The organism is Streptomyces sp. NWU339, from assembly GCF_003143855.1.
Classification (GTDB): domain Bacteria; phylum Actinomycetota; class Actinomycetes; order Streptomycetales; family Streptomycetaceae; genus Streptomyces.
In genome coordinates, this window is sequence record NZ_QFRK01000011.1 from 73,953 (window position 1) to 95,137 (window position 21,185).

Sequence of the window (21,185 nt, forward strand, 5' to 3'; positions counted from 1 at the left end):
CTCACTCGCCGCGGTACAGCTCGCGCTTGGCGATGTAGCGCACGACCCCGTCCGGCACCAGGTACCAGACGGGATCCCCCTTGGCGACTCTCGCACGGCAGTCCGTCGAGGAAATGGCCAGGGCGGGGACCTCGACGAGCGACACGCCCCCCTCGGGCAGGCCCGCGTCGGTCAGATGGTGGCCGGGCCTGGTGACGCCGATGAAGTGCGCCAGGGAGAACAGTTCCTCGCTGTCCCGCCAGGTGAGGATCTGGGCGAGGGCGTCGGCGCCGGTGATGAAGAACAGGTCCGTGTCGGGATTGAGTGCGCGCAGGTCGCGCAGGGTGTCCACGGTGTAGGTGGGCCCGCCGCGGTCGATGTCGATGCGGCTCACCGAGAACTGCGGGTTCTCGACGGTCGCGACGACCGTCATCAGATAGCGGTCCTCCGCCGCGGAGACCACCCGGTGGCTCTTCTGCCACGGCTGCCCGGTGGGGACGAAGACCACCTCGTCGAGGTGGAACCGCGCGGCGACCTCGCTGGCCGCCACCAGGTGCCCGTGGTGGATCGGGTCGAAGGTGCCGCCCATGACGCCGAGCCGGCGCTTGCCCGGTCGCACCATGCCGCCGCCCCGGCGCGGCGCCGGACGGTGCTCGGCGCCGCTCGCCGGTCGCGCGGCCGTGCCTTCGGCCCCGGACCCGGTCGTGACCTCGGTGGTCGCCTCGGTCGACTCCCCGCCCGTGTCCTTCGCCGGACCGACAGGCATGTCCTGCTCTTCCATGCGTGCAGACCCTACCGGCCCAACATGGCGACCCCGACGGCCAGGTGTGCCCTCCGGCCGGCCCCGGACGGCCCGGGGCCGGTCCGGCGGCTCATGCCGGAATGATCTAGCGGTCGCGGTTGAAGCGGGTGGTGATCCACAGCAGGACCAGCAGGGCGGCCAGGACGCAGCCGCCGACGAGGTAGGGGTTGAGGCTCTCGTGGTTGCTACTGTTCGCTCCGCCCTCGGCGGCGAGGGTGACCAACTGGGCAGCGGCGCTGGGGAGGCTCATCTTCGGCAGTACCTATCGCGTGTGGGCGGGATAAAGACTTCGGCTCATCGTAAGCGGGCACCTTCTCGACGATCACCCCGACTCCGTCGTTGCGGGCCATGCTGCCTTCCCGGGCGCTTCCCTGGCGGGCGCCGGGCCGTCCACGGCGGGCGCCCCGGCAGGCAACCATCCCGCCGCCCGGGCCGTCCTTCCCGGGGAGCCGCACGGCTCACATCCGGTCTGCCGGTCCACGCCGTCTCCGCCTAGGCTGGGCTTCGCCCCGGGGCGGGCAGCGGGCGAAGCAGGGACCGCACAGAGGACCGGCAAGGAAACCGCGAAGGTCACACAGACGCACATGGGGGACACATGTCCGACGGCCATCAGCACAACGGGCACGAGAACGTGCCGAGCAGGCAGCGCAGGCGCTTCCCCGGAATCTCCTCGCGTGCGTACGAACACCCCGCCGACCGCTCCGCCCTGGTGGCGCTGCGCAAGCTGACCGGTTTCGACACGGTCTTCAAGGCGCTGAGCGGCCTGCTGCCCGAGCGCAGCCTGCGGCTGCTCTTCCTGTCCGACTCGGTGCGTGTCTCGGACCGGCAGTTCGCGCACCTCAACGTCATGCTGCGGGACGCCTGCTACATCCTGGACCTGGAGAAGGTCCCGCCGATGTACGTGAACCAGGACCCGACGCCGAACGCCATGTGCATCGGCCTGGACGAGCCGATCATCGTGGTCACCACGGGACTGGTCGAGCTGCTCGACGAGGAGGAGATGCGGGCCGTCGTCGGACACGAGGTCGGGCACGCGCTGTCCGGGCACTCGGTGTACCGGACCATCCTGCTGTTCCTGACGTCCCTCGCGGTGCGGGTGGCCTGGATTCCGCTGGGCAATGTCGCGATCATGGCGATCGTGACGGCGCTGCGCGAGTGGTTCCGCAAGTCGGAGCTGTCCGCGGACCGTGCGGGGCTGCTGGTCGGCCAGGACCTCCAGGCCTCGATGCGCGGCCTGATGAAGATCGCCGGTGGCAACCACCTGCACGAGATGAACGTCGACGCGTTCCTGGAGCAGGCCGAGGAGTACGACGCCGGGGGCGATCTGCGCGACTCCGTGCTGAAGATCCTCAACGTGCTGCCCCGCTCCCACCCGTTCACCACCGTGCGGGCGGCCGAGCTGAAGAAGTGGGCGGAGTCCCGCGACTACCAGCGGCTCATGGACGGCCACTACCCGCGCCGCGACGAGGACAAGGACGCCTCGGTACGGGACTCCTGGCGCGAGTCGGCGAGCAGCTACGTCGGTGACGTGAAGAACTCCAAGGATCCGCTGATGAAGCTGGTCAGCGACATCGCGGGCGGCGCCGGTGATCTGGGCGGCCGGGTCCGCCGCGGCTTCGGCGGCTTCACGTCGTCGGGGTCGTCGGGATCCTCGGGGTCGAAGCCCTCGCAGGGGCCGGGTGCCTCGCCGGGCTCCGGCCCGGACTCCGGTTCCGGGGACGACCGCCCGCCGCGCGACGGCACGTGAGGCACACCTGCGGCGCAGGAACCACGACGGGGGCGGCCCCGGAGCCACGGGGGCGTCGCGTCACAGCCTGGGCTGCGCCCCCGCCGCCAGCGAGCCGCACAGGGCCGCGGTGCCGCCCACGGCGTAGGGGTCGGTACCGGCGGGGCCGCCCTCCTCGGCCGTGGCGCCCGCCAGCAGGGGGTGCAGCCGGCCGGCCGAGTCCTCGGCGCAGGACAGCGGGCCGGCCTGGACGTACGAGACGGCGAGCTGCGCCTGGTGCAGGCGCAGGTCCTCGCGGTCGAAGCGGAAGTGCAGCTCGCGCCGGACCGTGAACAGCGACGCCTCCGCGCCCTTCCCCGCACCGGCCGGCCGCAGCGCGTACACGGAGGTGTGGTCCGCGGTGACCTCGAGGGTGGAGGGGTCGGTCTCGGCTGCCTGCAGGGTGCCCTGGACGCGGATCCTGCGGTCGGCCAGCTCCGCGCGGGAGGGGTCGAAGCGGACGAGCCATCCGGTGGGCGCGTGCCGCCCGTCGGCGGCCGGCCGCGTGAAGCTCCGGTCGAACTGCTCCTGCTGGTCGGCGTCGAGCAGGACACGTACCGAGTGGGTCTCCCCGCCGGTGAGCACCGCGGGATCGAGCGCGGACCGGACGATGTAGTCCTTCGCGGTGACCAGCGCGGCCACGACCTGCCCGTCCGAGAAGTGCGCGGTGCGCCGGGACGCCGGGAGCGGCACCCCCTCGGCACCGACGCGGAACTGCGCCGCCGGACTCCTGGCGTACAACTGTTCGGCGCTGGTGGTGCCGGGCACCTTGCCCTCGGGCTCGAGCGGGAGCACGGTCATGCGCAGGGGTTCGACCGTCTCCCCGGCGGTGGTCGCCCGGTAGGGGTGCTGTACACCCATGTAGACCGCGGTGCCGAAGGCCAGGGCGATCAGGACCACGAGCATCAGCGCCTGCCGGGGCAGGCCCCGGCGGCGCCGCGGACGGCGGCGTACCGCGGGGGCGTGGTCGGTGATGCGCTCCTCGGCGGAGAACTCCTGGAGGCGGGCAGCGCGGACGAAGGACTCGTCGAAGACGACGGACCGGTACTCGTCCTCGCCGCCCGAGGGGGCGCCCTCAGGAGTCCCTCCAGGGGGGTCCGCTGGCCCTGCCATATCTTCAGAGTAGGTCGCGGGGAGTCCCCGTAAACGCCCTGCCGCACGACAAGTTCTGACAGGTTCTCACCAGGTCCGACCTCCGCTGTCAGGGGCTGGGCGGGATCACCGGGACGGTCGGCCGGGAGAAGTCGGCGGAGGCGGACGGTGTCACGCCGCCGCCCTGTTCCGGGCCGGTCGAGGCGGGCGTCGGAGCCGGGTCCTGGCGGTTGGAGGAGGCCCCCCGGTAGACGGCCGAGAAGGCGAGCGCCACCATGCCGATGCCCATCACGAGGGCGAGCATCCAGGCGACCGGGCGGTGCCAGCGGACCTGTCTGCCGTACGGCCCCGGGGAGCCGTACCCGTCCTCCAGCACATCGGGTTCGTCGGGGTTCTCGCCCACGTCGTCGAAGGCGTCACCGCGGCGGTGGCGGTCGTATCCGCCGTACCCGTCCGCGTACCCCTCGTCGTACCGCTCGGTCTTCGAGCGGGTGCGGCGGGCCTCGGCCTCGGACGCCTCGGCTCTGGCCTGGGCGGCCGCCAGGAGGCGCTCGACGGCGGTCGGCTCGTGCACCACGGCCGCACCGATGAACGCCTCGTCGAAGACCACGGAGTCGAACGCGTCGTCCGACATTCCGCGGTCGTGGTCGTCGTCGGGCTCCCCGCCGTCAGGGAACGGCATGCCCCCCACGTCCTCCGGCACATCTCCAGGGTAGACCTGAGGGGTCAATTTGGGCAGACGGTATGGAAATTCATCCGTCTGCCCGAGCCACCGTGGTTCAGCGGCGTACGTGTCCGTCGCCGGTCACGATGTACTTGGTGCTGGTCAGCTCCGGCAGGCCCATCGGCCCCCGGGCGTGCAGCTTCTGCGTGGAGATGCCGATCTCCGCGCCGAAGCCGAACTGACCGCCGTCGGTGAACCGGGTGGAGGCGTTGACGGCGACGGTGGTGGAATCCACCAACTGGGTGAACCGGCGGGCGGCCTGCTGCGAGGTGGTGACGATGGCCTCGGTGTGGCCGGAGGTCCACAACCGGATGTGCTCCACGGCCCGGTCCAGGGAGTCGACGACCGCCGCGGCGATGTCGTAGGAGAGGTACTCGGTCTCCCAGTCCTCCGTGGTGGCTTCCACCACGGTCGCCTTGGAATCCTTGGCGTACGCCATCACCCGCTCGTCGGCGTGCACGGTGACCCCTGCCTCCGCCAGGGCGTCCAGGGCGCGCGGCAGGAACACGGGGGCGATGTCCTGGTGGACCAGGAGGGTCTCGGCGGCGTTGCAGACGCCGACCCGCTGGGCCTTGGAGTTGACCAGGATCTCCACGGCGGTCTCGATGTCGGCGTCGGCGTCGACGTAGACGTGGCAGTTGCCGGTGCCGGTCTCGATGACCGGGACGATCGACTCCTGGACGATCGTGTTGATCAGGGAGGCGCCGCCGCGCGGGATGAGCACGTCGACCAGGCCGCGGGCGCGCATCAGCTCGCGCACGCTGTCCCGGCTCTCGCCGGGCACCATCTGCACGGCGTCGGCGGGCAGCCCGGCGCCGCCCACCGCGTCGCGCAGCACCCGCACCAGTGCGGTGTTCGACCGGTACGCGGAGGACGAGCCGCGCAGCAGGACCGCGTTGCCGGACTTCAGGCACAGGGCGGCGGCGTCGACCGTGACGTTGGGGCGGCCCTCGTAGACGATCCCGACGACGCCGAGCGGCACCCGGACCTGACGCAGGTCGATGCCGTTGGGCAGGGTGGAGCCGCGGACGACCTCGCCGACCGGGTCGGGCAGCGCGGCCACGTCCCGTACGTCCGAGGCGATCGCGCGCACCCGCTCCGGGGTGAGGGTGAGCCGGTCGATCATGCCCTCGCCGATGCCCGCCTCGCGTGCCTTGGCCACGTCCTGGGCGTTGGCCTCGACGATCTCGCCCGCCCGGACCTCCAGCGCGTCCGCGATGGCGAGCAGCGCGTCGTCCTTGGCGGCACGCGGCAACGGCGCGAGGGTGGCGGCGGCGCCCTTGGCCCGGTAGGCGGCCTGGTTGACCGGGGACATCGAGTCATAAGGCGAAAGCGTGGTCATGGGGGAAGGATAATGCGGCCGGAGAGGGCCGGGGGCGGGGCAGTCGCCCCTTTGCGCCCGAACCGGCGCCGCTCTCGCGGACGTGGTGGCGCACCGTGGCGGTTGCCCCATCGATGGTTGCGGTGCGTGGTCGTCATGAGCGGCTGCGGTGCGTGGTGGGGTTCAGAACGGGTGTACCCCCACCGGGGTCGCCGGGGCCGGGCCGTGGCCCGCGGCGATGCGCTGGTGGTAGGTGGCCCGGTCGATGACCTCCAGGCCGACGATCTCCCAGGGCGGCAGGCCCGCGGTCTGCCGGTGCTCGCCCCACAGCCGCAGCGCCACGGCGGCCGCGTCGTGCAGGTCCCGGGCCTCCTCCCAGTAACGGATCTCCGCGTGGTCGTCGGCGTACCGGCTGGTCAGCAGGAAGGGGTGGTCGTGGGCGAGCTGCTCCAGGGCTCGGCGGACCTCGGCGACCGGGACCCGGCTGCCGGAGACGCTGAGGGTGACGTGCCACAGGCGGGGGAGGTCCCGGTGCTCGCCGCCCTGGAACCGGTCCCCCGCCGCGACACTGGTCAGGGCGCGCTCCTCGCCGGCCGCCCGGGAGCCGGCACCACCGCGGGACGCCGTCGTCCCAGGGCGTACTCGTCTCACGACGGCCTCCTTCACGCACAGACCGGCTCTCGGGCCGGGCGGATGTGTCCCTGGAGGAAAGTTGAGCAGGCCGCCGGGCGTCATGGGGCGGTTTTGCGGAACGTCCACCGCGAGGGGCGAACGATCCTGGACATTACGGGTGCAGGACCACCAGATCGTCCCTGTGTACGACCTCGCGCTCGTACGCGGGTCCGAGATCGCGGGCGAGATCGTGGGTGGAACGGCCGATCAGCCGGGGGATCTCCTTGGCGTCGAAGTTGACCAGGCCGCGGGCCACCGGTCGCCCCGCGCGGTCCCGCAGCTCGACCGGGTCACCCGCGCTGAACTCGCCCTCGACGCCCGCGATCCCGGCCGGCAGCAGCGACATGCGGCGCTCCACGACCGCGCGCACCGCGCCGTCGTCGAGGGTGAGCGCGCCCTGCGGGGTGGACGCGTGCTGGAGCCAGAGCAGCCGGTCGGCGGAGCGCCGGCCGGTGGGGTGGAAGTACGTTCCGGTGTCCGCGCCGGCGAGGGCGTCGCCCGCGTGGATGGCGCTGGTCAGCACGACCGGGACGCCCGCGGCGGCGGCGATCCGGGCGGCCTCGACCTTGGTGACCATGCCGCCGGTGCCGACACCGGCCTTCCCCGCGCTGCCGATGTCGACGTGGGCGAGGTCCTCGGGCCCCCACACCTCGGCGATCCGCGAGGTGCCGGGCCGCGCGGGGTCACCGTCGTACACGCCGTCCACGTCGGACAGCAGGACGAGCAGATCGGCGTGGACCAGGTGGGCGACGAGGGCGGCGAGGCGGTCGTTGTCGCCGAAGCGGATCTCGTCGGTGGCGACGGTGTCGTTCTCGTTGACGACCGGGAAGGCGCCCATCGCGAGCAGCTTGTCGAGGGTGCGGGAGGCGTTGCGGTGGTGGGCGCGGCGGCTCATGTCGTCGGAGGTCAGCAGCACCTGGCCGACGCGGACGCCGTAGCGGGCGAAGGAGGCCGTGTAGCGGGCCACCAGCAGGCCCTGGCCGACGCTGGCGGCGGCCTGCTGGCGGGCGAGGTCCCTGGGGCGCCGGGCGAGGCCCAGCGGGGCGAGGCCGGCGGCGATGGCACCGGAGGAGACGAGGACGAGTTCGCGCTCCCCTCCGGATCGCACTTTGGCGAGCACGTCGACGAGTGCGTCGACCCGGTCGGCGTCCAGACCGCCCGCCGCGGTGGTCAGCGAGGAGGATCCGACCTTGACCACGATCCTGCGGGCCTCGCCCACGGCCTGCCTTGCCCGTGCCACCTGGTGTTCCGTCCCCTCGTGTCGGCCATGGGGCCCGTCTCGTGCCGGCCATGGGGCCCGTTCGGCAATCTACGCGAGACGGGGCGGGGCACGCCTGCCGGTCCAGGTTCCGGACACCCCCACGTAACCGCTCGCTCACGGAGCGCTGATGTGAAAAAGGTTGCTTTGGTTGCCCGTAGAAATTAAAGCTTCCGGAAACATATTGTGAACGGCGTGTCACCCAACGCTCGCCGCATACAGCGCATCCTCCTCAGATCGGGGAAGAGCCCCTACGACGTCGTACCGGTGGAGGAGGCCCTCCATCGCGACGTCTTCGCCAGCAACGCAGGCAACCTGATCTTCAGCGACGCCACGCACAAGATCCTCGAGACGCCGCAGACCACGGTGGTGTCCAACGGTATTCGAACCGACGGCACCCCTCCGGGCCGCATCAACGAGGAGTACGACGCGTTCGTCGTGCCGCTCGCCAACGCCTTCCGGCCGTCGTTCGAGGCAAGCCTGCGCCGACTGACCCGGCTCATCAGCCAGTTGAAGATTCCCGTGGTCGTCGTCGGCGTCGGCGCCCAGGCGGGACTCGACTACGACCCGGCGCGGCTGAAGCCGATGGAGCCTGCGGTACGCGAGTTCGTCTCCGCCGTGCTGGACCGCAGCGCCTCGATCGGTGTGCGCGGCGAGTTCACCGAGAAGTACCTCAACGGCCTCGGTTTCAAGGACGTCGAGGTCATCGGCTGTCCCTCGCTGTTCATGTACGGCAAGGAACTCGCCGTGCAGAAGCGGACGCAGGAGCTGACCGCCGACTCCCGGATCGCGATCAACGGCTCGCACAGCGCGGTGCGCAGCCAGGGGCTGGGCCGGGTCATCACCCGGGCCCACGCCCGCTACCCGAACCTGCGGTTCATAGGCCAGAACCTCAGCGACGCACTGCAGTTGCACTGGCGGGACCTGTCCGACCCGAACGGGAAGGTCACCGGGATGCCGACGCATCCCGACCACCCGATGTACCGGGAGGACAAGGTCCGCGTCTACATCGACCCGGTGACCTGGATCGACGATCTGCGGGACTTCGACTTCTCCTTCGGTTCCCGCATCCACGGCAACATCGCGGCGCTGCTCGCCGGTACGCCCGCGACCGTGCTCTGCTCGGACTCGCGCACGCTGGAGCTGTGCCGCTACTTCGAGATCCCGCACCGCACGCTCGACAAGCTCTCCGGGGCCCCCGAGGAAACCGACCCGGCTCGGCTGTACGAGGAGACCGACCTCAGCGGGCTGACCGGCAACCACCACGAGCGGTTCGAGCGGTTCACCTCGTTCCTGGACCGCAACGGGCTGGACAACACGTTCTCGCACGGCGACGGCGGCACGGCCCACGAGGAGCGGATGCGCTCGCTGGACTTCCCCGGCGGCGTCCGCCCGTGGCTCGACACCGACCCGGCCGCGCTCGTCGCGCGTTTCGGCTGGCTGCACACCCGGGTCAGCGAACTGACCGCGGACAACGCCAAGTTGAAGAAGGAACTGGCCGGCGTCAAGGCCAGGACGAAGACCGGGACCAAGACCGGCGCCGGGAAGACCGCCGTGGTCGCCCCCGCGTCCGGCTCGGTGTACCGCAGGGCCCGCCGGGTGGTGGGCCGTCCCCTGCGCCGAGCCCTGCAGGGCGGGCGGAACTGACGGCGGCGGCCCGGGAAAGCCACCCGGGCCGCCCTTGGGGCCCGTCCGGGTGGATCCCGCCGGACGGGCCCATACATCCAACGGTCACTCCACCCTTCGTGGACACGCGCGTGTCGTCCGGACGTCGGTACGCGTTAACCCGTGCGTCCGTCTCCGCGACGCGCTTTGGAGTGACCGCGTGCCCCTGTCCCTGTCCCGCCGGTGGTTCCCGGCGGGGATCCGCCCACACCGTGCCTCGCCCCGCACCCCCGGCCCCGCCTCCGGGCGTCCGCCCGGCGGCCCGGCCGTCGCCAAGGTGACGGTGGCGGCCGTGCTGGTCGGCGCCTTCGTGGCGCAGGCCGCGGCGGCCCTGCTCCCGAACATCCCGCTGCTGCTCGCCGCGACCGCCGTCTGCCTGGCGGTCGAGGGCGTGCTGTACCGGTGGCAGCCCGGCACGCTGTCACTGCTGGCCAAGTCGCACGCGGACATCACCGTCCGCCACGTACTGCGGGATCTGCTCCTGGTAGTGGGTCTGCTGCGACTCGGGGAGAACGACCGGGAGCCGCAGTACGCGTGGCTCGTCGCCGGCCTGCTCGCCTTCTACGCGCTGCACTGCGCGATCCAGGCGGTCTCCGTGCTGGTCCGCCGCACCCGCACACTGCCCGTGGTGACCCGGAACATCGACGCCTCGGCCCTGCGCCTGACCCGCGCCCCGGCCGCGCTGCTGCGCCACCCCGGCCACCGGCTGCTGCTCCTCGGTCTGCCCACGACGGCCGGCCTGGCCTCGACGGCGGTGACCCGGACCCCCCTGCCCGCAGCGGCCGGGATCGCGTTGTCGCTGGTACTCGCGGCGGCGGGCCTGGGCGCACTGCTGCTGCGTCTGCTGCCCTCCCGGCGCCCGGCGGGCGAACAGGAGGTACTCGACTGGTTCGACGCCTGGCTGGCCGACTACCGGCCCACGGTCGGCCTGTACTTCTCCGGCGGGGTCTCCTCCGCCTACCAGGCGAACATGTGGCTGGAGACGATGAGCGGGCTCGACGGCCGGCCGGTGATCGTCCTGCGCGAGCGGTTCATGGTGGCGAAGCTCGCGGCGACCGACATCCCGGTCGTGTGCCTGCCGAAGGTGTCCACCCTGATGCGGCTCGAGCGCTCCTCACTGCGGGTCCTCATCCACCCGTCGAACTCCGGCAAGACCTCACAGGTGCTGCGCATCCCCACGATCAAGCACGCCTTCGTCAACCACGGCGAGAGCGACAAGCTGTCGTCCTGCAATCCGTACGCGAAGGCCTACGACGAGGTGTGGGTGGCCGGTCCCGAGGCGCGTGAGCGGTACGCGCGGGCCGAGGTGGGAGTCGAGGACAAGGACGTGGTGGAGATCGGCCGTCCCCAACTGGACGCCGTGCGCCCGTACGCGGGCCCACCGGCCGGTACGTACACCACGGTGCTGTACGCGCCGACCTGGGAGGGCTGGGACGGCAACCCGGGCAACACCTCGGTGCTCGCGGCCGGGGAGAACATCGTACGGGCGCTGCTCGCGGACCCGGGCGTACGGCTGCTGTACAAGCCGCACCCGCTGACCGGCTCGGTGGATCCGCGGACGGGCGCCGCCGACCGGCGCGTCCGGGAGCTGATCCGGGCGGCGAACCGGGAACGGTCCGCGGGAGCCGCCCGGCCCACGCGTTCCACCTCGGAACTGGACCGGCTCACCGCGGAGCTGGACCGGCTCACCGCGGCCGACGTCCGCCCGAGTGCCGACCAGGTCGAGCGGATGCTGGCGCAGTCCGCCCCGCCGCCGGGCCGGGCCGAGGCGGTGAGGGGGGCCACGGCGGCCTGGGAGCAGGCGTACTGGGCGTCGCTGCCGGAGGGGGAGCACCAGATCGTCACCGGCGTACGACCCGCCCTGTACGCCTGCTTCGACGTCGCCGACCTGCTGATCAGCGATGTGTCGAGCGTCATCAGCGACTTCCTGGCCAGCGGCAAGCCGTACGCGGTGGCGAACACCGGCGGGCTGTCCGAGGAGGCGTTCCGAACGGAGTTCCCGACGGTGGCGGCGGCGACCGTACTGACGCCGGACGCGGGCGGGGTGCCGGCCCTGCTGGAATCGGTCCGGAATCCGGAGAAGGACGAACTGGCGGATGCCCGAGCGGAGTTGAAACTGAGGCTGCTGGGCCCCGACGAGCCGACGGCCCAGGACCGCTGCAACGCGGCCCTGCGCGCCCTGTCCACGGCCGCGCTGCACCACAGGACGCGCGTGTCCCCTCTCCCCCCGGAGGCCCTGCTCCCCGCCCCACGCCAGAACCCCGAAACCCACCCGGGAGCCGGCCCCGGAGCCGGAGCCGACACCGGAGCCCGGGGCGGTCAGGGGTAGGGCCTGTCCGGCGGACCAGGCCGCAGGAAATCGACGGTGCCTCATCGGCGCGGGTGAGCAGGAGCGATGGGTCCCCTCCCGCTCATGGGGGTCCCTCCCGCTCGAGCGAAGTCGAGAGTGGGGGAGAAGTCGAGAGTGGGGAAGAGTGACGACAACGCCGCTGGGGCCCCCTGCTCGAAGAGCTTGGGGGAGGGCGTGCCGGATCCCGCGTCTGTGGCATGACCCGCCGGACAGGCCCTAGGGCGGTGTCATGCCGCCGTCGGGGTCTTCGGCTCCGGGGCGGGTCTCCCGGGCGAGGTCAGCAGGTGGCGGGCCCGACGGGCGGCGCGGCGCAGGACGGTGGCCGTGCCGCCCTCGCGGTAGCCGGGGAAGGCGCGGGCCTCCCGGGACGAGGCGAGGTAGACGGAGTCGGGGATGCCCGCCGCACGGTCACGGAAGTGCGGATACACGAGGTAGACGCGTCGGCCCCGCCGCTCCAGCAGGGCCGGAGCCTGCTTCCTCGACGCCGTGAACTTCACGGCGTCGAGGAGGAGTTCGAGCCGCTGTTCGGCCACCAGGTGCAGCCTCAGCCGTTCCTCGACCTTCAGGTGCCGGGCGACGTCGTCGCTCCAGTGGGCGTCCATCAGGGGCCTCGCCAGCTCCAGCTTGTGCCGCCGCACCCGGTCGCTGTCCTTGAGGAAGCGGGGGCCGAACTGCGGGAGCAGGGTGACGGTCAAGGGCCGCAACATGAGCCGGTCGCGCCGGGGGCCCTCGGGGACGAGGTCGGCGATCAGGTCCGTCAGGCGGCGGGCCGACTCGAAGCGCAGGGTGTAACTCCCGCTCTTGGTCACGTGCTTGCCGTCGTCGCGGCCCACCAGGTAGTAGCAGGTGTAATCGGCGATCACGGAGACGCCGTTCGCCCTGAGGTACGCCTCCATGGTGAACAGCGCGTCCTCGCCGGTGAACAGCGACTCGTCGAACCGTATGCCGTGCCGGACGAGTAACTCGCGGCGGAACAGCTTCTGCGCGCTGAGCGTGTACTTGATGTTGGAGGAGTGGACGTCCGTACGCTCCAGTGTGCGGCCCCACATGGACTTCGGGGCGCCCCGGTTGACGCCTTCGACCCGGCCGAGGACCACATCGGTGCCGGCCCGGTCGGCCATGGCGACCATCCGCTGCAGGGCCTCGTGGCCCAGCCGGTCGTCGGCGTCCAGGAAGAAGACGTACCGCCCGGTGGCCTTGCCCAGGCCGATGTTGCGCGGGCCGCTGGGACCGCCCGAGTTCGCCTGCCGGATCACGGTGACCGGCATGGGAGCACGGCCCGCGAACTCCTCCAGGAACTCCCCCGTGCCGTCCGTCGAGCCGTCGTCGACGGCGATGACCTCTATGCGCTCCGGGTCGATGGTCTGTGCCTCCAGCGAGGCGAGGCACTCGACCAGATACGGCATCGCCTCGTACGCCCCGATGACCACGGTGACATCAGGCTGCGCCACGGTCACGTTTCCCCCTTGTTGCAGGATATTTCCCTCGTATCGCCTCATTCGCTACTTGTTAGACGGGCGTTCGAGGTAGGGGGTTGCCTCGAACGGCCCTTCAAGTGACCTATGTCATAAGGGAGTTCGGCCAACTGCGGGCCGACACGAAAGGCTCGGCCCCCGAGGAGTTGCTCCTCGGGGGCCGAGCCTGTGGGGTGTTCGAGTGGGTGCCGGGCGGGTGCCCGGAGCGGGTCAGCCCGCCCCGGCGCCCTCCGTCTCGCCGGTCACCGACGCCGCCTGCACGGGCAGCGCGTCCGCCGGCTCCACGTCCGGTCCGCCGACCGCGGTCCGGGACTCCTGACCGAGGTTGCGCGTCTCGGCCTTCTGGGCGAGTCGGCCCACCGCGCTGTTGAACTGGTCGATGGACTTCGGCTCGTCCGGGCCCAGCAGGTAGCGCTTGAGCTCGCCCCGCTCCGCGGCCAGCGGATCGCTCTCGGGCGCCCGGACGGCGGCGAGCAGCTCGTCGAGTCCGGCCGCGTCGTTGGACAGGATCACCGCGGCGCGCACCGCCGTGTTCTGCCGCTTGAACTCCTCCGCCCCCAGCCCGGCGGAGTCGGTCACCGCGTACGGCTTGCCGCTGGCGATGAAGTCGGAGACGACACTGGAGATGTCGGAGACCATCGCGTCGGAGACGTTGAAGCAGTCGTACAGGCGCGGCTGGGGGCCCGTGATGACGCGGTGCTCCCAGTCGGGGAAGGAACGCCAGTACGCGGTGTTCCACTCGGTGCGCAGCCGGGCGGCCTCCTCGTGCCGGGCCGCGTCGACCAGGCCGTCGCGGCTGGTCTCCGCCTCGTCGCCGCCCCCGGCGCCGTCGGTCAGCTCGGCCAACCGGGCCTCGATGCGCGTCAGCTCGGCCGCGGCCCGCTCCTGGGCCGCCGTGTCCGCGGTGTAGCGGGGGTCGGCGGCGCGCTCGGCGGTGGCCTTCTCGATCAGCGCGGTGATCCGCTGGTGGGCGGCCTTGGCCTGCGCGCTGCGGGTTCCGGTGAACGGGTGCGGCTTGTAGAGCACACGGACCGCGGGGTCGGCCGCGACCAGCCGCTTCACGATGTTCTCGCCGGCCAGCAGGATCGAGGTGTTGCCGGGGTTGTCGTCCCAGCCCTCCCAGGTGGGGGCGTACAGGACCGTCGGACGGTGCCCGTCGGCGGCTTCGCCGCGGGCGCTCTCGATGGGGGCCAGCTGGGGGCGGCCGACCTCGACGATGTCGTCGTCGCGGACACCGACGTCGGCGATGGCATAGCGGTCGCGGCCCGCGCGGCCGGCCGTCCACACCTCGTCGTAGACCTTGCTGTACGGGTTCACGCTGGCGATCTTGTCGCTGTCGCCGTGGCCGATGAAGACGTGCTTCATGGTGGGAACGCGCAGCAGGTGGATGTTCTTGCCGACGTTCGCCGCGTACAGCGCGACGCGCACCGTGGACAGGTCCAGGTTCATCAGGTGCACCCCTCCGGGCACGCAGATGACGGGGACCGTGGTGGGGGCCAGGTTGCTCAGTATGACCCGCTCACGCAGGATGATCAGCGGACGGGTGTCCAGCTGCTCCATGGTCTCCAGCCACATGTTGACCTGGTAGGCGGAGTCCTTGGAGCCGGAGAAGTACAGCACGGTCTCCGGCCGGTAGTCGCTCAGCCAGCCGTCGACCGCTTCCAGCACCTTCTCGGCGTTCGGCGGTGTCCGCCGGCCCCGCACGTAGGGCACCAGGGCCAGCACGTACAGGACGCCCAGGAGCACCGTGGCTCCGATGCCGGCGAAACCGATGACGGCCGAGTCCAGCGCCGCGGCGACCAGTATGCCGACGACCGCCGCGAGGTCGAGGTGGAGCATCTTCTCGGCGGCGCGGTGCATCAGTGCGCGCGGCGGCGCGTCCGGGATGCGGACGCGGGAGGCCAGGTCGATGTTGCGGGTGGCCACCGGCATGCGTCGGCGGTTGCGGATCAGCGTGGTCAGCGCGCCGTGCGGGGCCTGAAGACCGTAGAAGGCGATGAAGCAGGCGATCGCCCCGTAGTAGATCAGGTTGTCCGCGAGCGACAGGCGGGCCAGCAGCAGGATCAGCAGCAGCTGCCGGATCAGGAAGCGGATCGACAGGCCCGCCCGCACCTTGCTGAGGCGGTTGACCAGGTAGCTGCCCCTGTGGTGCAGGTAGTGGTCCGCCAGGTACGTCACGGCGGCCGCTGCCGCGAAGGCGGGGACGCTCGGGACGAGCGCGGCCAGCATGAGGCAGGGGAAGGCCAGCATCATGACGACCGCTGCGACCAGTTCGGCCGCGCTGCCCACCCGGGCGACGCGAATAGCGGTGGATATCAACGGATAAACCTGCTCTTGGAGGGTGAGTGCCGGTTTGTGCCTATGGGTAACGCGTGGGCGAAGGATTCAGGCCCCCGCGAACACCCGCGCGCGAACTGCGTGAACGGGGGGCCGCAGAGGCCTGAATTACCGGAGTCTATTTGCCGCCAATTATTACACGCCGTCCTGACGATCCAGCACCGACGCGAGTGCCTGCTCGAATCCGGTGGCACGGGCCGCGCCCGCGGTCGGGTCCTGCTGCCGTACGTCGATGACATGGCCGGTGAGCTCGGAGAGCAGCACGTCCAGGGAGGTGCGGGCCACCGCCTCGGAGGACAGCAGGCTGCCCGCGGGCTCCTGGCCGAAGGCCTTGGTGCGCATCGGCGTGGCGGTGCGCTCCGGGTTGACGCAGTTGACGCGCACTCCGTCGCCGGCCCACTCGTCGGACAGGGCCTGGGTGAGGTTCACCATCGCGGCCTTGGTCGAGGAGTAGAGGCTGTACTCGGCGCGTCCGCGGGTGTAGCTGCTGGAGGTGTAGAGCAGCAACTGCCCCTTCGTCTCGGCGAGGTACTTGTACGCGGACCGGGCGATCTGCACCGGGGCCAGGTAGTTGACCTTCAGCGCCTCCTCGATGGTGGCGTTGTCGGTCTCGGCCAGCTTCCCGATGCGCAGCACGCCCGCCGTGTTGACGACGTAGTCGATGCGGCCGGTCTCCGCGTACGCCTTGGACAGCGCGTCGTCGACCTCCTCCGGGTTCTCGACGTGGGTGCCGGTGGTGGACCGCCCGAGCGGGTACACGGTGGCACCGTAGGACTCGGCGAGGTCGCAGACGTCCTTGCCGATGCCGTAGGAACCGCCGAAGACGACGAGGGTCTTGCCGGTGAGCAGCTCGCGGTAGGCCTCTTCGCCGATCTGCTCGGGCGCCGCCGTGGAGGCGAGCTGGAACAGCTTGTCGGCGATGAAGACGTCGACGGGCTGGGTGACCTTCATGTTGTACTCGTCACCCGCGACGACGTGGATCGGCACGTCGGGCAGGTACTTGAGCACGACGGAGCAGTCGTCCGTGGCCTGGAAGTTGGGGTCGCCGGCGGCGACCTCGTAGGCGCGGCGGATCGTGGACAGCTTGAAGGCCTGCGGGGTCTGGCCGCGGCGCAGCCGGGAGCGGTCCGGGATCTCGGTGATGAACTCGCCGTCGTCGCCGTGCGTCCGCGTGACGATGATGGTGTCCGCGGACGGGATGGCCACGTCGACGGCCTGGTAGCGCTCCAGGGCGCTCACGCAGTCGTCGATGACGCGCTGTGACAGCAGGGGGCGGACGGCGTCGTGGAAGAGGACGTTGCGGTCCTCCCCCTCGGCCAGGCCCTCGCCGAGGACCGAGATGGCCCGCTCGGTGGTCTCGTTTCGTGTCGAGCCGCCCTCGATGACCCGGGTGACCTTCGTGAAACCCGCCTTGGCGACGATCTTCTCGACGTCGGACACGTAGCCCGGCGCCATCAGCACGATGATGTCGTCGATCGAGTCGGCGTTCTCGAAGGTGGTCAGGGTGTGCTCGATGACTGCCTTGCCGGCGATCTTCAGCAGTTGCTTGGGGATCGACAGACCCACCCGCTGGCCGGTGCCACCGGCCAGAATCACTGCGGTGGTACGGGGCTTGGCTATGTGCTGTGACACAGGTGACCTACCTTGGGCATCAGGGAACTGCAAAATGGTCCCACTTGTGGTTACCGCAATGCAAGGTGAGCGACCTCCGTCGCATATGTGCGCGCCACCTGTCATTCACCTGGGATCCCCAGGTGGTCGGCACCGGTTCCCCCGGACGCCCCGGAAATCTCTGTGAGTAACTGCACAGGTCACCGGCCCGCCGCGGCGGGTGTCCCGGGCGGGCGCGGCGGCGGGCCGGGGCGCGGCCGGCGGCCGCGCCCCGGCCCGGGAACCGCGGATCTTCACCCGCCGAGGGCGGGACTGCACCATTTCTTCATATTCGGGAGCACCGCAAAGGATGAAGCGCCCGACAACCCGAAATTCGTCTGGTCCGCCCGCTCTTTGCGGGGGAATTCCATATGAAGATCCGGCGGTTTTTCGGTATCGGCGGGAGCGGGACGACGGCCGGTGGTCACACCAGGTGGACGCCGGGGCGGCCCGCCTCCACCCGCAGCCGGGCCAGCGTGCGCGGTGTGGCCCGCGGCTGCACCACGGTGTCCACCACCCGCACCCGTGCGTCGATGCCCTCGCGGCGCACGTCGAACAGGTGGTAGCCGCGGTGGGCGTCGAGCAGCTTCCAGTGCGGGTTGTCCGCGCGCCGCGGGTCCCACTGCTCGCGGAAGGCGGCCTGGTCCTGGTCGCCGTTGCTGGAGATGGAGGTGCCGACGAACTCGGCGCCCACGACGGCGGACTTCGGGTCGGCGAAGTCCGCCTTGAGGTCGCTGACCATCGTGAGGTGGCGGTCGCCGGTGAGCACGACGGGGTTGCTCACCCGCCGGAACTCCTGCAGCAGCGTGTTTCGTTCGGCCTGGTAGCCGTCCCAGGCGTCGTAGAACCAGAGCTTGCCGGGACCGACCTGGAGGTCCGTCTCGGCCATCATGATCTGGGAGGCGATCAGGTTCCAGCGGGCGGGCGAGTGGCGCAGCCCGTCGACCAGCCACCGCTTCTGGGCGGCGCCGAGCATGGTCAGCGCGGGGTCCTGGGCGCCTTCCTGGCTGGTCGCCTGGTCGCTGCGGTACTGCCGGGTGTCCAGCACGTTGAGCCGGGCCAGCCGACCGAACTCCAGCCGGCGGTACATCCGGATGTGCGGACCGTTCGGGACGGCGCTCGCGCGTACCGGCATGTGCTCGTAGTACGCCTGGTAGCCCGCCGTCAGCCGGGCCGTGAACGCGTCGTGCGACTGCTTGTCGGGGTCCTGCGGGATCTCGCCGGCGAAGTCGTTGTCGATCTCGTGGTCGTCGAAGGTGACCACGAAGGGCGCGTTCGCGTGCATGGCCGCGAGGTCCGGGTCGGAGCGGTACTGGGCGTACCGGTTGCGGTACTGGGTCAGGCCGTACGGCTCCCCGGACCCCTCGTGGCGGCGCACGCCGGTCGCCGACGGGTTGGACTCGTAGATGTAGTCGCCGACGAACAGGACGACGTCCGGGTCCTGTTCCAGCATGTCGGCGTACGGCGTGAAGTAGCCGTGCTGCCAGTTCTGGCAGGAGGCGAGCGCGATCCGCAGCCTGCCGCCCGCGCTGTGCGCCGGGGGCGCGGTACGGGTGCGGCCGGTGCGCGAGAGCTGCCCTTCGACACGGAAGCGGTACCAGTACCGGGTGTCGGGACGCAGACCGCGCACGTCGACGTGGACGCTGTGCCCGTGGGCGGGCCTGGCCCAGGCGGTGCCCCGGCGGACGACCTTCTTGAAGCGGGCGTCCTGGGCGAGCTGCCACTCCACGGGCACCGGGAGGTCCGGCATGCCCCCGCCGTTCAGGGGCTCGGGAGCGAGCCGGGTCCACAGCACGATCCCGTCGGGCAGTGGATCGCCGGAGGCGACACCGAGGCTGAACACCCCGTCGGGCAACGGTTTCCGCCCCGCGGCCCGAGCGGTGGCCGGCAGCCACAGCTGGGCGGAGGCCGCGGCGCCGAGTACGGCGGCGCCGGTGGTCAGAACGCGTCGGCGGTCGGGCGAAACTGTTCCGGACATCAGTGAACTCCCCTGCCTCGCAAGCGTCTTGGACACGGGGAAGCTCGCCGTCCGGGAGGTCGGGGCACTGAACACGACGGTGCACGTGCATGACAAAAAGAAAGACAACGGAAGACCCGCCCCGGCACGGGAACATCGCGTTGCCCGGGCAGGTCCTGAAGGTGAGCGGCGGACGACGGGGCCGCGGCGCCGGCCGCCCGGTTCGGGCACCGTGATCCGTCAGGAGCGTGCCGCGAGCCCGGCACGCTCCACACGACAGGCCCTGGGACCTGTCCGGCCCAGTGCCTCGACAGGCACTAGAACGGCTTGAAGTCGCCGTACTCCCGCTCGGCCTCGTCCCGTTCGGCCTGCCGCTCGCGGCGTCGCTGGGCAGCCGGGCGGGGCGCCTCCAAGCGGTGGTCCTCGCCGCGCCGGCCGAGCATCTCCGCACCGGCGGTCACCGTCGGCTCCCAGTCGAAGACGACCGCGTTGTCCTCGGGGCCGATGGCGACACCGTCGCCGGACCGGGCGCCGGCCTTCACCAACGCGTCCTCCACACCGACCCGGTTGAGCCGGTCGGCGAGGTAGCCGACGGCCTCGTCGTTGTTGAAGTCGGTCTGGCGGACCCAGCGTTCGGGCTTCTCGCCGCGCACCCGGAACAGTCCGTCGTCCTCGCGGGTGACGGTGAACCCGGAGTCGTCCACGGCCTTGGGCCGGATGACGATGCGGGTCGCCTCCTCCTGCGGCCTGGCGGCCCGCGCCCGGGCCACCGACTCGGCGAGCGCGAACGACAGCTCCCGCAGCCCGAGGTGGGCGACGGCGGACACCTCGAAGACGCGGTAGCCGCGCGCCTCCAGGTCGGGCCGGACCATCTCGGCGAGGTCCTTGCCGTCCGGTACGTCGGTCTTGTTGAGGACGACGATGCGGGGGCGGTCGTCGAGGCCGCCGTACTGCCGCAGTTCCTCCTCGATGATGTCGAGGTCGGAGAGGGGGTCGCGGTCCGACTCCAGCGTCGCGGTGTCCAGCACGTGCACGAGCACGCTGCACCGCTCCACGTGCCGCAGGAACTCGAGCCCCAGGCCCTTGCCCCGGCTGGCGCCCGGGATGAGCCCCGGCACGTCGGCGATGGTGTAGACGGTCGACCCGGCGGTGACGACGCCCAGGTTGGGCACGAGGGTGGTGAACGGATAGTCGGCGATCTTGGGCTTGGCCGCGGAGAGCACGGAGATCAGCGAGGACTTCCCCGCGCTCGGATACCCGACCAGTGCCACGTCGGCGACGGTCTTCAGCTCCAGGACGATGTCCTGCAGCTCCCCCGGCACACCGAGCAGCGCGAACCCGGGCGCCTTGCGCCGCGCGGAGGCGAGGGCGGCGTTCCCGAGCCCGCCCCGGCCGCCCTGGGCGGCGACGTACGAGGTCCCGTTCCCGACCAGGTCGGCGAGCACGTTGCCCGCCTTGTCGAGGACGACGGTTCCGTCCGGCACCGGCAGGACCAGGTCCTGACCGTCCTTGCCGCTGCGGTGGCCGCCCTCGCCGGGCTTGCCGTTGGTGGCCTTGCGGTGCGGGGAGTGGTGGTACTCGAGGAGCGTGGTCACGGACTGGTCGACGGTCAAGATGACATCGCCGCCCCGCCCGCCGTTCCCGCCGTCCGGTCCGCCCAGCGGCTTGAACTTCTCGCGGTGGACGGAGGCACAGCCGTGGCCTCCGTTACCCGCGGCGACATGCAGTTCGACGCGGTCCACGAAGGTGGTCATGGGGGGTGCCTCCAGAGACAGTGCGGTGTACGTGTGTACGTGTTTCCTGGTCAACACGCGAAAGGCGGACCCGCCTTCCCGCCAGGGAAGTGAGGTCCGCCTCGCGAAAGTTTCCGATCAGGCGACCGGAACGATGTTCACGACCTTGCGGCCACGGCTGGTGCCGAACTGCACCGAACCGGCCTCCAGGGCGAACAGCGTGTCGTCGCCGCCACGACCGACGCCGGCGCCGGGGTGGAAGTGGGTGCCGCGCTGGCGGACGAGGATCTCACCCGCGTTGACGACCTGACCGCCGAAGCGCTTCACGCCGAGCCGCTGGGCATTGGAGTCGCGACCGTTCCGGGTGGACGATGCGCCCTTCTTGTGTGCCATCTCTCCTCAGTC

Annotated in this window: 16 protein-coding genes; 3 read left to right on the forward strand and 13 right to left on the reverse strand. The window is 71.3% G+C overall.

Annotation, left to right across the window (positions count from 1 at the left end):
• Position 1 precedes the first annotated feature (1 nt).
• Together nadD and DIZ27_RS45750 are read right to left on the reverse strand one after the other, a co-directional pair.
• Entirely contained in the window at positions 2-601 is a 600-nt protein-coding gene (gene nadD / locus DIZ27_RS15925) for a nicotinate-nucleotide adenylyltransferase (protein ID WP_375231975.1), read from the reverse strand.
• Between the two features lie 265 nt (positions 602-866).
• On the reverse strand, positions 867-1,031 hold the full coding sequence (locus DIZ27_RS45750) for a hypothetical protein (RefSeq protein ID WP_181383546.1): 165 nt from the start codon (positions 1,029-1,031) through the stop codon (positions 867-869).
• Positions 1,032-1,376: 345 nt separating this feature from the next.
• Between DIZ27_RS45750 and DIZ27_RS15930 the strand changes: the two genes are divergently transcribed.
• A complete protein-coding gene (locus DIZ27_RS15930; protein ID WP_109379069.1) occupies positions 1,377-2,528 on the forward strand; it encodes a M48 family metallopeptidase in 1,152 nt (383 codons plus the stop codon).
• Positions 2,529-2,588: 60 nt separating this feature from the next.
• Here the strand turns inward: DIZ27_RS15930 and DIZ27_RS15935 are convergent, their stop codons facing one another.
• The 5 genes from DIZ27_RS15935 to proB form a co-directional block, all read right to left on the reverse strand.
• Positions 2,589-3,659, reverse strand: coding sequence for a hypothetical protein (locus DIZ27_RS15935; protein ID WP_109379070.1), 1,071 nt, complete (start codon positions 3,657-3,659; stop codon positions 2,589-2,591).
• A gap of 88 nt (positions 3,660-3,747) precedes the next feature.
• Complete coding sequence (locus tag DIZ27_RS15940; protein ID WP_109379071.1) at positions 3,748-4,368, reverse strand: hypothetical protein; 621 nt, start codon at positions 4,366-4,368, stop codon at positions 3,748-3,750.
• A 49-nt stretch (positions 4,369-4,417) separates the two neighbouring features.
• The gene (locus DIZ27_RS15945; protein ID WP_109379072.1) at positions 4,418-5,704 is read right to left on the reverse strand and encodes a glutamate-5-semialdehyde dehydrogenase; all 1,287 of its coding nucleotides are present in this window, start codon (positions 5,702-5,704) and stop codon (positions 4,418-4,420) included.
• Between the two features lie 162 nt (positions 5,705-5,866).
• The gene (locus DIZ27_RS15950; protein WP_109379170.1) at positions 5,867-6,334 is read right to left on the reverse strand and encodes a hypothetical protein; all 468 of its coding nucleotides are present in this window, start codon (positions 6,332-6,334) and stop codon (positions 5,867-5,869) included.
• Positions 6,335-6,467: 133 nt separating this feature from the next.
• On the reverse strand, positions 6,468-7,574 hold the full coding sequence (gene proB, locus DIZ27_RS15955) for a glutamate 5-kinase (protein WP_109379073.1): 1,107 nt from the start codon (positions 7,572-7,574) through the stop codon (positions 6,468-6,470).
• Between the two features lie 255 nt (positions 7,575-7,829).
• Here proB and DIZ27_RS15960 point away from each other — a divergent pair, with 255 nt between their 5' ends.
• Positions 7,830-9,260, forward strand: coding sequence for a polysaccharide pyruvyl transferase family protein (locus tag DIZ27_RS15960; protein ID WP_109379171.1), 1,431 nt, complete (start codon positions 7,830-7,832; stop codon positions 9,258-9,260).
• A gap of 301 nt (positions 9,261-9,561) precedes the next feature.
• Complete coding sequence (locus tag DIZ27_RS15965) at positions 9,562-11,607, forward strand: CDP-glycerol glycerophosphotransferase family protein (RefSeq protein ID WP_258308406.1); 2,046 nt, start codon at positions 9,562-9,564, stop codon at positions 11,605-11,607.
• Positions 11,608-11,855: 248 nt separating this feature from the next.
• Here the strand turns inward: DIZ27_RS15965 and DIZ27_RS15970 are convergent, their stop codons facing one another.
• The 6 genes from DIZ27_RS15970 to rpmA form a co-directional block, all read right to left on the reverse strand.
• Positions 11,856-13,085: a glycosyltransferase family 2 protein gene (locus DIZ27_RS15970; protein WP_109379074.1), complete on the reverse strand. Its 1,230-nt coding sequence runs from the start codon at positions 13,083-13,085 to the stop codon at positions 11,856-11,858.
• Positions 13,086-13,313: 228 nt separating this feature from the next.
• Positions 13,314-15,422 (reverse strand): hypothetical protein, encoded by a 2,109-nt coding sequence (locus tag DIZ27_RS15975; RefSeq protein ID WP_258308396.1) that lies wholly within the window; start codon positions 15,420-15,422, stop codon positions 13,314-13,316.
• A 153-nt stretch (positions 15,423-15,575) separates the two neighbouring features.
• Positions 15,576-17,072, reverse strand: a complete 1,497-nt coding sequence (locus DIZ27_RS15980; RefSeq protein ID WP_109379076.1) for a bifunctional cytidylyltransferase/SDR family oxidoreductase — start codon at positions 17,070-17,072, stop codon at positions 15,576-15,578.
• Between the two features lie 442 nt (positions 17,073-17,514).
• Complete coding sequence (locus DIZ27_RS15985; RefSeq protein WP_109379077.1) at positions 17,515-19,068, reverse strand: alkaline phosphatase; 1,554 nt, start codon at positions 19,066-19,068, stop codon at positions 17,515-17,517.
• Between the two features lie 296 nt (positions 19,069-19,364).
• Entirely contained in the window at positions 19,365-20,801 is a 1,437-nt protein-coding gene (gene obgE / locus DIZ27_RS15990; RefSeq protein ID WP_109379078.1) for a GTPase ObgE, read from the reverse strand.
• Positions 20,802-20,918: 117 nt separating this feature from the next.
• Positions 20,919-21,173 carry a 50S ribosomal protein L27 gene (gene rpmA / locus DIZ27_RS15995; protein ID WP_057615924.1) on the reverse strand — a complete coding sequence of 85 codons (255 nt, stop codon included), beginning with the start codon at positions 21,171-21,173 and terminating at the stop codon, positions 20,919-20,921.
• Positions 21,174-21,185: the final 12 nt, after the last annotated feature.

Coding starts and splice junctions, on each gene's coding strand:
- nadD (WP_375231975.1), bottom strand. CDS start 601: ATGGTGCGACCGGGCAAGCGCCGGCTCGGCGTCATGGGCGGCACCTTC.
- DIZ27_RS45750 (WP_181383546.1), bottom strand. CDS start 1,031: ATGAGCCTCCCCAGCGCCGCTGCCCAGTTGGTCACCCTCGCCGCCGAG.
- DIZ27_RS15930 (WP_109379069.1), top strand. CDS start 1,377: ATGTCCGACGGCCATCAGCACAACGGGCACGAGAACGTGCCGAGCAGG.
- DIZ27_RS15935 (WP_109379070.1), bottom strand. CDS start 3,659: ATGGCAGGGCCAGCGGACCCCCCTGGAGGGACTCCTGAGGGCGCCCCC.
- DIZ27_RS15945 (WP_109379072.1), bottom strand. CDS start 5,704: ATGACCACGCTTTCGCCTTATGACTCGATGTCCCCGGTCAACCAGGCC.
- DIZ27_RS15985 (WP_109379077.1), bottom strand. CDS start 19,068: ATGTCCGGAACAGTTTCGCCCGACCGCCGACGCGTTCTGACCACCGGC.
- obgE (WP_109379078.1), bottom strand. CDS start 20,801: ATGACCACCTTCGTGGACCGCGTCGAACTGCATGTCGCCGCGGGTAAC.
- rpmA (WP_057615924.1), bottom strand. CDS start 21,173: ATGGCACACAAGAAGGGCGCATCGTCCACCCGGAACGGTCGCGACTCC.